The sequence below is a fragment of the Siccirubricoccus soli genome (genome assembly GCF_024178315.1).
GTDB lineage: Bacteria > Pseudomonadota > Alphaproteobacteria > Acetobacterales > Acetobacteraceae > Siccirubricoccus > Siccirubricoccus soli.
On sequence record NZ_JAMZIK010000006.1, the window covers coordinates 48,142 to 61,847 of the forward strand.

Consider the following 13,706-nt stretch of genomic DNA (forward strand, 5'->3'; position numbering starts at 1 on the left):
CATTCCTCGCGGCGCCGCAATGCGGCGCCGCGGGCCCGCGGGGAAGCCGCCCCTTCCGGCGGTCCCGTATGGCCTGAGGCGGCCTGGCCGCCTCAGGGCAAAGGGTGGCGCCACTATCTGAAAGGGTGTGTCACATGCGGGTCTTCCGCCTTCTCCAGCTCGCCGCGCAGGCGGAAGGGCTGCGCTGGAAGCGCATGGGCCGGGGCTATGCCATCCAGGCCGCCTTGGGCGCCGGCGCCGCCGCCTTCGCGCTGATGCTGCTGGTCATGCTGCATGTCGCCGCGCTGATCTGGCTGGCGGAGGGCCGCAGCGGCGTCTCCGCCGCCCTGATCCTGGCGGTGTTCGACCTGGTCATCGTCGTGGTGCTGGGTTGGCTCGCCTCCCGCCCGGGCGCGGATCCGGTGGCGCTGGGGGCAGCCCGGGTGCGGGACGATGCGCTGCGGCAGCTGGGCGACCAGGCGGCGCGCGCCGCCATGGTGGCGCCCCTGCTGCGCAGCCAGACGGCCAAGAAGGGGCTGGTGGGCGCCGCCGTCACCGCGGCGGTGGTCGGGTTGCTCGCGCGCCGCTAGCGGGTTAGGCGATCCCCTCCAAGGATGTGAGGGACGCCGCCCGATGAGCGAGACCGCCGAGCCCACCCTGGTCACCCGCCTGGAGGGCGCCGCCGGCACCCTGCTGATGAACCGGCCGAAGACGCTGAACGCGCTGGACTTGCCGATGATCCGCGGCTTCCAGGCGGCGCTGGACGCCTGGAAGGACGACCCCGCGGTGAAGCTGGTGCTGCTGGAGGGCGCCGGCGGCAAGGCCTTCTGCGCCGGCGGCGATGTCCGCCGCATCCGGGAATTCGCCATCGCCGGGGACACCGCCTCGATCGAGGCCTTCTTCGCCGAGGAATATGCCGTGAACCGCGGCATCGCCCTGTTTGGCAAGCCCTGGATCTCCCTCATCGACGGCGTCTGCATGGGCGGCGGCATCGGCGTTTCCATCCACGGCTCGCCGCGGGTGGTGACGGAGCATGCGCTGATGGCGATGCCGGAGACGGCGATCGCCCTCTTCCCCGATGTCGGCACCAGCTATTCCCTGCCCCGCCTGCCCGGCGCCATCGGCACCTGGCTGGCGCTCACCGGCGCCCGGCTGCGCGGCGGGGATGCGGTGGCGGCCGGGCTCGCCACGCATTTCGTGAAGCGGGAGAAGCTGGCGGCGCTGCGGGAGGCGCTGCTGGGCGGCGATGCCGGGGTGGTGGAGCGCTTCGCCGAGGCGCCGCCGGAGGCCAGCTTCGCCCCGCATCGCGCGGCGATCGACCGCTGCTTCTCGAAGGACAGCGTCGCCGCCATCCTGGCGGCGCTGGAGGCCGAGGGCACGGAATGGGCGGCGGAGCAGGTGAAGGTGCTGCGCCGCATGTCGCCTACCAGCCTGGCCGTCTCCCTGCTGCTGCTGCGGCGCGGCGCCGGCGCCTCCCTCGACGAGTGCCTGGAGATGGAGCTGGCCCTGACCCGCAGCGTGGTGAACAAGCACCCGGATTTCCGGGAGGGCGTGCGCAGCGTGCTGGTGGACAAGGACGGCACGCCGCATTGGACGCCGGCGCGGGTGGAGGACCTCGACCCGGCGGCGATCGAGACGCTGTTTCGGGGCTGACCCCAGGGGCCGCGCCAGGGGGGGCCGGGCTTGTCATCCTGGCGCTGACGCTGCGGATCGGCCCCGTCCCGGCCCTGGCGGGATCTTCTTCGCTCCTCCTGCGCTGGCGCAGGAGGCAGCGTCTTCGCGCGGCGGGCACCGATGCCCAATCGTGTCTCGCGGCGGTGGCTGCCACAGAACTGATCGTCCCTGACAAATCATCGTCCCGCCAGACTGCTGAGGCGGAGCGTATACATCCCCAGGAGGCAGTCGTCCGTCCAAGAATTCGCCATGTGTCTGGCGCAAGTCTGATTTGAAAAATCTGCCGAATTCTGGCAGCCGTTGGGGCATACATTGCGGCCATCCATACCGGATTGGAAACGTCATATTTTCGTCCATAGTCGCGACCGGCGATGTCTGGCGATTTCCGGGGACCTCACCCGAAGAGGAACCTTGGTGTTCATGTCACAATCCAGTTTGCGCGCCCGTTTGCTACTGACGGCGGCCGGCCTTGCGTTGCTGTCCTCGCCCGCCCTTGCCCAGGACGCCTCGCGGCTGCAGGCGATCGAGCAACAGATCCGCTCCCTGCAGGGCGAGCTCACCCGGCTGCGCCGCGACGCCGCCGCGCGGGAAGCCGAAACCCGGGCGGCGCGTGAGGAAGCCGCCCGCGCCCGAACCGATGCCGCCGCCGCCCGCCAGCAGGCGGCTGCCGCCCCGGCGCCGGCCCCTGCCCCCGCCGCCGACCAGGTGCGCATCACCATGCCGGGCGGCCGCCCCACCTTCACCTCCGCCGATGGCCGCTTCCAGGCCTCCGTCGGCGGCCAGGTGCAGTGGGATATCGGCGGTGCCATCCGCGGCGCCCCGGGCAACCCGAACAACCGCGGCGTGCCGGACATCAACTCCTTCGGCCAGAACCTGCGCCGCGCCCGGCTGCCCTTCAGCTTCCGCTTCGACGATTTCACCCTGAACGTGACGCCGGATTTCGGCGGCTCCCCGGACGGCACGCCCACCCTTTACGAGGCGAATTTCAACTGGAACCCGATCCGGCCGCTGACCCTGACCCTCGGCTACTTCAAGCCCTACATCACCCTCTATGACTCGATCAGCTCCAGCGACTTCCTGATGCTGGAGCGGCCGAGCATCGTCGAGGTCGCCCGCAGCATCTCGGCCGGCGACTCCCGCTCCTCCTTCGCCGTGCGCTGGGCGCAGGACCGCTTCTTCGCCGCCGCCGCCCTGACCGGCGACGCCTACGGCACCAACAGCACCCAGACGGTGCGCGGCCAGACCGGCTTCGTCGGCCGTATCGCCGGCCGGCCCTACGTCACCCAGGATGCCGACCTGCATCTCGGCGTCTCCGGCTCCTACGCCTTCGACATCCGCCGGCAGTCCACCGGCCAGACCCTGCAGCTGCGGGACCGGGTGGAGCTGCGCATCGACCAGAATCGCCTGATCGACACTGGCAGCCTCCCGATCGACAGCGCCTATGTGGTCGGCGGCGAGTTCGGCGCCCGCTGGCGCAACTTCCTGCTGATGGGCGAGTACTACCAGATCGGCCTCGAGCAGTCGCAAGCCGGCAGCACGCCGCGACCGGACCTCACCGTCGACGGCGGCTATGTCGAGGCAAGCTGGGTGATCACCGGCGAGAAGCATGGCTACAGCGCCGCCAACGGCGCCTTCAGCCGGCCCAACCCGGCCCGGCCCTTCAGCTTCGCCGGCGGCGGCCCCGGCGCCTGGGAGCTGGCGGCGCGCTACAGCGTGATGGACCTGAACGACAAGGTGACCCGCGGCCGGGCGCAAACCGCCACCGGCGGCGTCTTTGGCGGGCGGCAGGAGGTGATCGGCACCTCGCTCTCCTGGTACCCGACCAATTACCTCCGCTTCGTGCTGAACTGGGACATCGTGAACGTGGACCGGCTGAACGCCGCCGGCACCACGCAGATCGGCCAGCGCTTCCACACCCTGGCATTGCGTACCCAACTGGCCTTTTGATTTAGACAAGTTTGGGATAAGGGGCGGCCTTCCGCGGCCGCCCCGCCCAAAGAGACGTCCAGATGAGCGCAAATTCCAGCCTGCCGCCTGAAGTGCCCGAGGGGGCGCTGGACGACACGACCGCCAAGCGCATCGAGGCGCTGATCGAGGAGGAGGAGGGGGCGCAGAACCGCTTCTCCGGCTGGCTGGGCTGGCTGGGCACCGGCCTCGCGCTGGCGATGGCGCTGTTCCACCTCTGGGCGGCCTGGGACATCGTGCCGACGACGACGCTGCGCTTCGCCCATGTCGGCTTTGCCATGGGGCTGGGCTTCCTGCTCTTCCCGGTGGCCCGGCGCTGGCGGCATCGCCTCATGCCCTGGGACATGCTGCTGATCGCGGCCAGCCTCTACGTCACCTGGTACCTGCTCTGGGGCGGCGACGCGATCGGGGTGGAGCCGCTGATCGATCGCTACGTCTTCCCGGAATTCCAGGACTTGGTCGTCGGCTGGATCCTGGTGGCGCTGGTGCTGGAGGTGACGCGGCGGGCGACCGGCTGGGTGATGCCGGTGGTGGCCGGCGCCTTCATGCTCTACGCCTTCTTCGGCAACCTCCTGCCGCCGCCCTGGCAGCATCAGGGCTACGGGACGGAAAGGCTGATCCCGCACCTGACCATCACGCTGGACGGCATCTTCGGCACGGCCGTCGATGTCTCGGCGAGCCTCATCATCCTCTTCACCATCTATGGCGCCATCCTGCAGATGTCCGGCGCCGGGAAGTTCTTCGTCGATTTCTCCTTTGCCGTGACGGGCGGCAAGGCGGCCTCGGCGGGGCGCACCGTGGTGCTCTCCTCCTTCCTGCTCGGCGGGCCCTCGGGCTCGGGCGTCGCCACCACCGTCACCCTCGGCACCGTCGCCTGGCCGATGATGCGGCGCGTCGGCTACCGGCCGGACGATGCCGGCGGGCTGCTGGCGGCGGGCGGGCTGGGGGCCATCATCTCGCCCCCCGTGCTGGGGGCGGCGGCCTTCCTCATCGCCGAATACCTGAAGCTCGGCTATCTGGAAGTGCTGCGCATGGCGGCGGTGCCGACCGTGCTCTACTACGCCTCCCTGCTCTTCATGGTGGAGCTGGACCAGCGGCGCATCGGCGCCGCCGGCAAGGGCGGCGAGGCGATCGCCACCGAGGGCGCCTGGGCGCTGACGAAGAAGTACGGCTTCCACTTCTCCTCCCTGGTCGCGATCGTCGTCTTCATGGTGCTCGGCTACTCGCCGACCATGTCCGTGCTCTACGCCATGGTGGTGGCGGTGCTGCTCTCCTTCCTCCGGGCGGAGAGCGCGCTCTGGCCGAAGCGGCTGGTGGCGGCGCTGGCCGCGGGTGCGGTGCAGTCGGTGGGCATCGCCGCCACCTGCGCCTGCGCCGGCATCATCGTCGGCGTCATCACCCTGACGGGGCTGGGGCTGAAATTCTCGGAAATCGCCATCCAAGCGGCGGGCGGGTCGCTGGTGGTGACGGCGCTCTACACGGCGCTGATCGTCTGGATCGTCGGCCTCGCCGTGCCAGTGACGGCCAGCTACATCATCTGCGCCGTGGTGGCGGCGCCGGCGCTGATCAAGCTCGGCGTGCCGGACTACGCGGCGCATATGTTCGTCTTCTACTACGCGGTGCTCTCCGAGGTCTCGCCGCCCACCGCCCTCTCCCCCTTCGCCGCAGCGGCGATCACCGGGGCCGGGCCCTACCGCACCACGCTGCAGGCCTGGAAATACACCCTGCCGGCCTTCGTCCTGCCCTTCGTCTTCGTCACCGACCCGGACGGCGTGGGGCTGCTGCTGGCCTTCAAGCCGGGCATGGGCTGGGGCGACGTGCTGTGGCAGATCCTGCTGGCCGCGGCCGGGCTGGCGGCCATGGCCGCCGCCTGCCAGGGCTTCGCGCGGCGGGCGCTGGCGGCGTGGGAAAGGGTCGGACTCGGCATTGCTGGGCTGCTGATGGTGTTCCCGGCGCTGGCCGAAGGCAGCTTCGGCAACGCCCTGCCGGCGCCGCACTGGCTGGGGCTGGCGCTGGGGGCGGTGCTGCTGGCCCTGCAGTGGCGGGGGCCGCGGGCGGCGACGGCGGGCTGAAGGAAGGCCGGGGGCGCTGCCCCCGGGCCCCGACAGGCGACTCGTCCCGGGCAGCGCCCGCGCCCCTGCACCTCCGCCGGGGAGGGGACCCCTCCCCGGACCACGGTCGGAGTCGGCAGGCGTAATCTGCGGATCCGAAGCTTGGACGAGGGTTCGGGGGGGGTGTTGGCGGCAGCGCCCCGCCGGTGGGGGCCAGGGCAGAGCCCCTGGCTCGAGCGGAACGCCCACTCCGTTGCGTTACGAACTGGCTGCCTCTTCAGTTTTCGTTTAGTCTTCGCATCATGCGTGCGCGCCTTGCCTCGCTGGCCTGTCTCCTGGCGCTGCTCGGCTGCGCCGGCACGTCGGAGGAGTGGCTGGGCCTGCCGCGGCTGCGGCAGGTGCTGCCCGACCTCAGCTGGCAGGATGTCGCCCAGCGCCTGCCCTTCCCCACCGAGGAGGAAGAGGTCTCGGCCAGCGGCAACCGGGTGATTCGGGTCTGGGTCGGCCGCCGCGCGCATCACGCCATCCTATTGCAGGAACTCGGCACCCGCCGGCTTTGGCGCACCGCCTCCGGCATCGTCATCGCCACCGATGGCGGCCGCGTGGTCGCCACCTCCGGCCTCCGGGACATGCTGGTGGCCACCCGCTTCGACGGGCCGGACCCGCTGGACTCGCCCGGCGCCCTGCTGGGCCCCGCGGTGCAGGCGCGGCGGATGATCGACCTGATGCGGCCGGACCGGAACCCGGAAGGGATGCGCTTCGGCATCTCGGTGGAATGCCGGCTGCAGGGCCGCCCGACCGAGGAGAACCCGGAGGTGCTGCTGGTGACGGAGCGCTGCCGCGCCCCTGGGGAGGGCCGCTTCACCAACCGCTACTGGGTCACCGCCGCGGATGGCCAGGTGCTGCGGGCCGAGCAATGGGTCGGCGCCGATGTGCCGACCCTGGCGCTGGAATTCGCCTTCACCCCCGCCAGCTGAGCCCCGCCCGCCGCACCCGGAGCGCGACGTAGAGCGTCCAGCCCAGCTGCAAGGCCAGGGCGGGCAGCACCACCAGCGGCTTCAGGAGCCCGGGCAGGGCCAGGAACCAGGCCGCCAGCCCGGCATGGAACAGCGCGAAGCCCCAATGCGTGGCCGCCACCACCCGCACCGGCACGCCGCTGCGCTGCGCCATCTGATAGAGATGGGTGCGATGCGGCGCCCCCACCCGGTCGCCCATCGCCCCCCGCCGCGCCAGGGTGAAGGCGGCGTCCCAGAGCAGGCCCAAGAGCAGCAGCGGCACGATGAGGAAGCTGACCTGCGTCGCATCGAAGCGCGCGGCGGCGACCGCCAGCACCGCCAGCATGAAGCCGGCGAACTGGCTGCCGACATCGCCCATGAAGATGCGCGCCGGATGCAGGTTGAAGGGCAGGAAGCCGGCGAAGCCCGCCGCCAGGAACAGCGCCGCGGCGTAGACGAACCAGCCGCCCTGATGCGCGGCGATGGCCGCCAGCGCGGCGCAGGCGATGAGCAGCGTGCCGCCCACCAGCCCGTCCAGCCCATCCATGAAATTCACCGCATTGGTGCAGCCGAGGATCCAGATCAGGGTCAGCCCCAGGCCGAGCGGGCCGAGCTCCGCATAGCCGATATAGGGCAGGGCGAGGCGGGAGAGGCTGAGGCCGCTGCCGATCGCCACCAACGCCGCGGCGAGCTGGCAGGCGAAGCGCAGCCGGGCCGAGAGGCTCCGCATATCGTCCACCAGCGCGACGCCGGCGATGGCGATGGCGGCCAGGATGACGCCGAGGAATTGCCGCTCCGCCAGCCGGGCGAAATCGGCGAAGAGGTAGAGCACCACCATGCCGGCAATGAAGGCGAGCACGACGCCCACCCCGCCGCCGCGGGGCGTGGGCCGGCTATGGGCCGAGCGGGCATTGGGATGGTCGAGGATCGGGAAGGCGATCATCGCCCGCACCGCGGCGGCGGAGAGCCCGGCCAGGCAGAGCGCGAAGGCCAGGTGCTGGAGGAAGGCGGCAAGCGTCATGCGCCGCGGGTTTGGCGGAAGCGGGGGGCGCGGGCAAGACATGGCGGGCGCCAGGGCCGCCCAGGGCGAGGCGCACGGCCGGCCGGCGGCAGCCGCCTCGTTCTTGGGGGCTGCCGCCGGCCGGTCCGGCGTCCCGCCGAGGCTGGAACACCTATCCGGAGGCCGGACGCCCCGCGCCCCGCTCGTACCAGGCGCGGCTCCGCATCACGATATGGACCACCGAGAGCATCACCGGCACCTCGACCAGCACGCCGACCACGGTGGCCAGGGCGGCGCCGGACTCGAAGCCGAACAGGCTGATGGCCGCTGCCACGGCGAGTTCGAAGAAATTGCTGGCGCCGATCAGGGCGGAGGGCCCGGCCACGCTGTGCGCCGAGCCACATTGCCGGTTCAGCAGGTAGGCGAGGCCGGCATTGAGATAGACCTGGAGGAGGATGGGCACGGCGAGCAGCAGGATGACCAGCGGCTGCGCCAGGATCTGCCCGCCCTGGAAGCCGAACAGCAGCACCAGCGTGGCAAGCAGCGCCACCAGCGAGACCGGGTGCAGCGCCTTCAGGGTGCGCTGCAGCGCCGCCTCCCCGCCGGCGGCCAGCTTCGCGCGGCGCCAGAGCTGCGCGGCGAGGAGCGGCACGATGATGTAGAGCCCCACCGAGAGCAGCAGCGTGTCCCACGGCACCGCGATGGCGGAGAGGCCGAGCAGCAGGCCCACCACCGGCGCGAAGGCCACAACCATGATGGCGTCGTTCAGCGCCACCTGGCTGAGCGTGAAATTCGGCTCGCCATCGGTCAGCCGGCTCCAGACGAAGACCATCGCCGTGCAGGGCGCGGCGGCGAGGAGGATGAGGCCGGCGACGTAGCTCTCTACCTGGGCCGCCGGCAGCCAGGGGCGGAACAGCCAGCCGATGAAGAGCCAGCCCAGCACGGCCATGGAGAAGGGCTTCACCAGCCAGTTCACGCCGAGCGTCACGGCGATGCCGCGCCAGTGCCGCGTGACCTGCCCCATGGCGGCGAAATCCACCCGCAGCAGCATGGGCACGATCATCGCCCAGATGAGCAGGGCGACCGGGATGTTGACCTGCGCCAGTTCCATGCGGCCGAGCGCCTGGAACGGCCCCGGCAGCACGGCACCGAGCGCGATGCCGGCGAGGATGCAGAGCGCGACCCAGAGGGTCAGGTAGCGCTCGAAGCGGCCCATGGCGGCGCGGCGGCGCAGGATGGCGGCCTCGCCCTCGGCAGCGGCGCTCATGCCGCAGCGTTCCCGGCGACGCGGCGCCCTGCGACATCGATGACCGGCTCGCCATCCTCCTTGGCGAAGGCGCCGCGCTGCGGGTTCGGCAGGATGTCGAGCACCGCCTCGGACGGCCGGCACAGCCTCGCGCCGAGCGGCGTCACCACGATGGGGCGGTTGATGAGGATGGGATGGGCCAGCATGGCGTCGAGCAATTGCTCGTCCGTCAGCGCCGGATCGCCGAGGCCGAGCGCGTCATGCGGCGTGCCCTTCCGCCGCAGCAGGTCGCGGACCGTGACCCCCATGCGCCGGATCAGGTCCCGCAGCGCGTCGCGCGAGGGCGGTGTCTTCAGGTACTCGATGATGCGGGGCTCCTCGCCGCTGTTGCGGATGAGGCCGAGGGTATTGCGGGAGGTCCCGCAATCCGGGTTGTGGTAGATGGTGACGGTCACGCTGCCTGCACCTCGATGCTGCCGGGGCGGCCCTGCCCGCCGCCATCCGGGATGCGCCCGCCGCTGGCCGCGCGGCGCGGGACGGGCGTGGCGGGCCGGGCCGGATGCATCGCCCGCGCCTCAGGCCGCCGATGTGCTGCCGCCGCGCCGCGGCGCCATCGCCGCCGGCTGGCAGACGGGCGCGCAGGCCACGGTGCCGCCGCAGCAATTCTCGGTCAGATAGGCGACGAGGCCGTTCACCGCCTCCGGCACCATGGCGTAGAAGACTTGGCGGCTGACGCGCCGCTGGGACACCAGCCCCGCATGCAGCAGGGTCTGCAGGTGGAAGGCCATGGAGCTCGGGGCCATGCCCAGCCGCTCGGCGATGCCCCCGGCCGGGAGGCCATCGGGTCCCGCCGCGACAAGCAAGCGGTAGACCGCGAGTCGGTGCTCATGCGCGAGGGCGCCCAGGGCGCCGACGACCTCCTTCGCCTCCATTCCGAAGCCTCCGGCCGAATATTCGGTAATTCTCGAATAAACGAAGCCGGCGGGCGGAGCAACGGGAATTCGAAGAATGTCGAATCCGACCGGCGGCGCCACCCCGGCGGCCGTGCCAAAGGCAGGAAGGCCGGCGGCCTCCGCGGCGCCTCGCCGTCATCCGCCGCAGCTCCCACCGAGAGCTCGGGCAGCTCGGCTGCGCTGGGCATGGGGAGACCCGGACTGCCATGCCGGGCCTCCCGCTGCGCGGGGGCCGGGACCGGACCGGCTGCCCGAGGCCCGACGGCCATCCGGGATCCGCGGTTGCACGCCGCAGCCATCCCGGCCATGTCCTGCGGCAAGGCTCGCGCGCCCGAGGCAACGCGGCCCAGGGGCAGGAAGCAGGAGCGCGTGGGTGATGGCACCGCAAAGCATCGCCGTGGTCGGTCTTGGCGGAATCGGCGGCGTCGCCGCGGCGGCGCTGCATCTCGCCGGCCGGCACGATGTGCTGGCCTGCGTCCGGCGGCCACCCGGCCCGCTGGCCTTCCGGCACCCGGACGGCGTGACGCCGGTGGCGCTGCGCTGCCTTGCCGATCCGGCCGAGGCAGGCCCGGTGGACTGGATCCTGCTCTGCACCAAGGCGCAGGACACGGCGGCGGCCGGTGCCTGGCTGCGGCGGCTGACGGGCCCCGCCACCCGCGTGGCGGTGCTGCAGAACGGCCTCGGCCATGCGGAGCGGGTGCGGCCCTTCAGCGGCGAGGCGCCGGTGGTGCCGGTCGTCGTCTACTTCAATGGCGAGCGCAGCGGGGCGGGCGAGGTGCAGCTGCGCCGCGTCGCCGGGCACGACATGGCGGTGCCCGACGATGCGCATGGCCGGGCCTTCGCGGAGCTGCTCCGGGGCAGCCTGCTCGGCGCCCATCCGGCGCCGGATTTCCCCACCCTCGCCTGGCGCAAGCTGCTGATCAACATCGTGGCGAATCCGCTGACCGCGCTCACCCGCCAGCGCCAGCGCGTGCTGCGGCGCCCGGATATCCACGCGCTCGGCCTGGCGCTGCTGGAGGAGGCGATGGCGGTGGGCCGCGCCGCGGGGGCGGCGCTGGCGCCCGACGAGGCCGACCGGGTCTGGGCGACGCTCATGACCTTCCCGGAGGATGCCGGCACCTCGATGTACCACGACATCATGGCCGGGCGGTCGCTCGAGGTGGAGGCGCTGACCGGGCATGTGGTGGCACTGGGGGAGCGGTATGGCATCCCGACGCCGCTGAACCGCGCGATGCTCGTCCTGCTGCGCGCCACCGCTGACGGGATTGCCGAGGCGTCCACCGCCCGCTGACGCGCCGCGACTCATGGCATGAGGCTAAAATAGGGTAGTAGCGGAAGGCGCCGCCGCCGGGAGACCCATCGGCGCCGCCCAAACGGAGGAAACGACAATGGACAGACGCAGCATGCTGGCGGCGGGCGCCGTCCCGGCGGCGCTCGGCCTGGCCGCGCCGGCCCTGGCGCAGACCCGCCCCAAGGTGAGCTGGCGCCTCACCTCCAGCTTTCCGCGCAACCTGGATACGCTCTACGGCGCCGCGACCACCTTCGCGCGCATGGTCAGCGAGGCCACGGATGGCGACTTCACCATCCGCATCTTCTCCCCGGGCGAGATCGTGCCCGCGCTCGAGGCGCGGGAGGCGACCTCCAAGGGCTTCGTCGAGAGCTGCTTCACCGCCTCCTCCTACTCCATCGGCACCGACCCGGCCTTCATGTTCGGCACCGTGCTGCTGTTCGGCCTGAACAGCCGGCAGCAGATGGCCTATCTGTACGAGCTGGGCGGCAACGAGAAGCTGAACCGCCTACTCTACGCCAAGCACGACGTGCTGTGCTGGCCGCTGATCAGCACCGGCGCGCAGATGGGCGGCTGGTTCCGCAAGGAGATCCGCTCGCCCGAGGATCTGAAGGGGCTGAAATTCCGCATCGGCGGGCTGGCGGGCCATGTGTTCCAGCGCCTCGGCAGCGTGCCGCAGCAGATCGCGGCGGGCGACATCTATCCCTCGCTGGAGCGCGGGACGATCGACGCGGCCGAGTGGATCGGACCCTATGACGACGAGAAGCTCGGCCTCTACAAGGTCGCGCCCTATTACTACTACCCCGGCTGGTGGGAGGGGACGGGCATCCTCTCCCTCATCGTCAACAAGCAGAAATACGAGGAGCTGCCGCCCGCCTACCGCAGCATCGTGCAGACGGCGGCGGCGGCCACCACCTCGCTCGGCCTCGCCAAATACGATGCGCTGAACCCGCAGGCGCTGAGGCGGCTGGTGGCGGCGGGGGCGCAGCTCCGGCCCTTCCCGCAATCGGTGCTCGATGCCTGCTTCGACGAGACGACGAAGATGCATGAGGAGTACTCGCGGGCGGACCCGGTTTATGCCGAGATCTACCGGGAGATGACGGCGTTCCGGCAGGAGGCCTATCAATGGCTCCAGCTCTCGGAATACGCCTTCGACAGCTACCAGATCCGCCGACTGCGGCGCTGATGGCCGGCCTGCTCCGCATGCCGGGTTCCGGCCGGAAGAGCGGGCAGGCCTGACACCTTGGGACAGCGTCCTGCGGTGACGCTGCTCCAGGCACGGCAGGGCGCAGCGCAGCCTGCGCGGGGCGGGCCGGGGCCGCGCAGCGCGCGCCGGCGACGCAGCGCAGGGGCCGCGGATCCCGGAGGACAGACATAGGAGGCAGGCGGCCGCATGGCGCACCCGCCCCGCATCGCACGCGCCACACCAATCATCCGCTGGCCGCCCGACATTCCGCCGGCGCGGCAGGGCCAAGGGCGCATGGCGCGACGCAGCCGCCCGCCCCCTCCGGCGTTGCACGCGGACCGCCCGCGCCGTCTCCGCAGGAGTGTCCTCATGAGCCAGGCCCAACGTCCCCTCGCCATCGTCACCGGCGCCTCCACCGGCATCGGCCGGGAGCTGGCCAAGGTCTGCGCCCGGGAGGGCTTCGACCTGCTGATCTCCGCCGACGAGCCGGAGATCGAGGCTGCCGCGCAGGAACTCCGCGGGCTCGGCGCCGGCGTGGAGGCGGTGCAGGCCGACCTCGCCACCACCGAGGGCGTGGACAAGCTCCTCGCCGCCCTCCGCGGCCGTCCGGTGGAGGCGCTGCTGGCCAATGCCGGCCGCGGGCTGGGCAAGGGGTTCCTGGACCAGGACTGGCAGGCGGTCCGCCACGTCATCGACACCAACGTCACCGGCACGCTCTACCTGATCCAGCAAGTCGGGCGCGGAATGCGGGCGCGGGGCCAGGGGCGGATCCTCATCACCGGCTCCATCGCCGGCTTCATCCCGGGCACCTACCAGGCGGTGTACAACGCCTCCAAATCCTTCCTCGACAGCTTCTCCTTCGCCCTGCGGCAGGAGGTGCAGGACCAGGGCATCACCGTCACCTGCCTGATGCCGGGCGCCACCGAGACCGAGTTCTTCGAGCGCGCCGAGCTGATGGACACCAAGATCGGCCAGTCGAAGAAGGACGACCCGGCGGATGTAGCGGAGACCGGCTTCAAGGCCATGATGCGCGGCGAGGGCGACGTGGTGACCGGCTGGAGGAACAAGCTGCAGACCGCCATCGCCTCGGTGACGCCGGCCGGCATGCTGGCGGAGCAGCACCGCAAGACGGCCGCGCCGGGCACCGGCAGCAAGCCCGCCGCCGAGGCCATCCGGGAGAAGGACATGGAGCGGTGAAGCAACGCGGTGCCATGCCGGGCGCGACGGCGTGACACCGCTGCAGCCACCGGCTTGGGGCATGGCCCGAGCCGCCGGGCGATTGCGCTCCGCGCAAATGCCCCTGACCCCGGCATCCTCCTGAACGGGCGGACCGGGCCACTGCCGCCCATGCGCCAGCGCCGCGATCTCG

Annotated in this window: 12 protein-coding genes; 8 read left to right on the top strand and 4 right to left on the bottom strand. The window is 71.6% G+C overall.

The annotated features are described in order from the left end of the window. The first annotated feature begins 134 nt into the window (after positions 1–134). The 5 genes from NJ376_RS00885 (at position 135) to NJ376_RS00905 (ending at position 6,646) form a co-directional block, all read left to right on the top strand. Positions 135–569 (top strand): hypothetical protein, encoded by a 435-nt coding sequence (locus NJ376_RS00885; RefSeq protein ID WP_252951324.1) that lies wholly within the window; start codon positions 135–137, stop codon positions 567–569. Positions 570–612: 43 nt separating this feature from the next. After that, positions 613–1,632: an enoyl-CoA hydratase/isomerase family protein gene (locus tag NJ376_RS00890; RefSeq protein WP_252951325.1), complete on the top strand. Its 1,020-nt coding sequence runs from the start codon at positions 613–615 to the stop codon at positions 1,630–1,632. A gap of 441 nt (positions 1,633–2,073) precedes the next feature. Further along, on the top strand, positions 2,074–3,600 hold the full coding sequence (locus NJ376_RS00895; RefSeq protein ID WP_252951326.1) for an OprO/OprP family phosphate-selective porin: 1,527 nt from the start codon (positions 2,074–2,076) through the stop codon (positions 3,598–3,600). A gap of 62 nt (positions 3,601–3,662) precedes the next feature. After that, positions 3,663–5,690: a TRAP transporter permease gene (locus NJ376_RS00900; RefSeq protein ID WP_252951327.1), complete on the top strand. Its 2,028-nt coding sequence runs from the start codon at positions 3,663–3,665 to the stop codon at positions 5,688–5,690. A 281-nt stretch (positions 5,691–5,971) separates the two neighbouring features. Further along, entirely contained in the window at positions 5,972–6,646 is a 675-nt protein-coding gene (locus NJ376_RS00905; RefSeq protein ID WP_252951328.1) for a YjbF family lipoprotein, read from the top strand. Here NJ376_RS00905 and NJ376_RS00910 read toward each other — a convergent pair. The 4 genes from NJ376_RS00910 to NJ376_RS00925 all read right to left on the bottom strand — a co-directional run bounded on the left by NJ376_RS00910 (position 6,630) and on the right by NJ376_RS00925 (position 9,842). After that, entirely contained in the window at positions 6,630–7,685 is a 1,056-nt protein-coding gene (locus NJ376_RS00910; protein WP_252951329.1) for a glycosyltransferase family 4 protein, read from the bottom strand. The genes NJ376_RS00905 and NJ376_RS00910 overlap by 17 nt on opposite strands. A 151-nt stretch (positions 7,686–7,836) precedes the next feature. After that, complete coding sequence (gene arsB / locus NJ376_RS00915; protein WP_252951330.1) at positions 7,837–8,931, bottom strand: ACR3 family arsenite efflux transporter; 1,095 nt, start codon at positions 8,929–8,931, stop codon at positions 7,837–7,839. Then, positions 8,928–9,365, bottom strand: a complete 438-nt coding sequence (arsC, locus tag NJ376_RS00920; RefSeq protein WP_252951331.1) for an arsenate reductase (glutaredoxin) — start codon at positions 9,363–9,365, stop codon at positions 8,928–8,930. The genes arsB and arsC overlap by 4 nt, the downstream gene beginning before the upstream one ends. 120 nt (positions 9,366–9,485) lie before the next feature. Then, complete coding sequence (locus NJ376_RS00925) at positions 9,486–9,842, bottom strand: ArsR/SmtB family transcription factor (RefSeq protein WP_252951332.1); 357 nt, start codon at positions 9,840–9,842, stop codon at positions 9,486–9,488. Between the two features lie 397 nt (positions 9,843–10,239). Here NJ376_RS00925 and NJ376_RS00930 point away from each other — a divergent pair, with 397 nt between their 5' ends. The 3 genes from NJ376_RS00930 to NJ376_RS00940 all read left to right on the top strand — a co-directional run bounded on the left by NJ376_RS00930 (position 10,240) and on the right by NJ376_RS00940 (position 13,534). Continuing rightward, positions 10,240–11,154: a 2-dehydropantoate 2-reductase gene (locus NJ376_RS00930; RefSeq protein ID WP_252951333.1), complete on the top strand. Its 915-nt coding sequence runs from the start codon at positions 10,240–10,242 to the stop codon at positions 11,152–11,154. A gap of 97 nt (positions 11,155–11,251) precedes the next feature. After that, positions 11,252–12,337 carry a TRAP transporter substrate-binding protein gene (locus NJ376_RS00935; RefSeq protein ID WP_252951334.1) on the top strand — a complete coding sequence of 362 codons (1,086 nt, stop codon included), beginning with the start codon at positions 11,252–11,254 and terminating at the stop codon, positions 12,335–12,337. A gap of 369 nt (positions 12,338–12,706) precedes the next feature. Beyond that, complete coding sequence (locus tag NJ376_RS00940; RefSeq protein ID WP_252951335.1) at positions 12,707–13,534, top strand: SDR family NAD(P)-dependent oxidoreductase; 828 nt, start codon at positions 12,707–12,709, stop codon at positions 13,532–13,534. Positions 13,535–13,706: the final 172 nt, after the last annotated feature.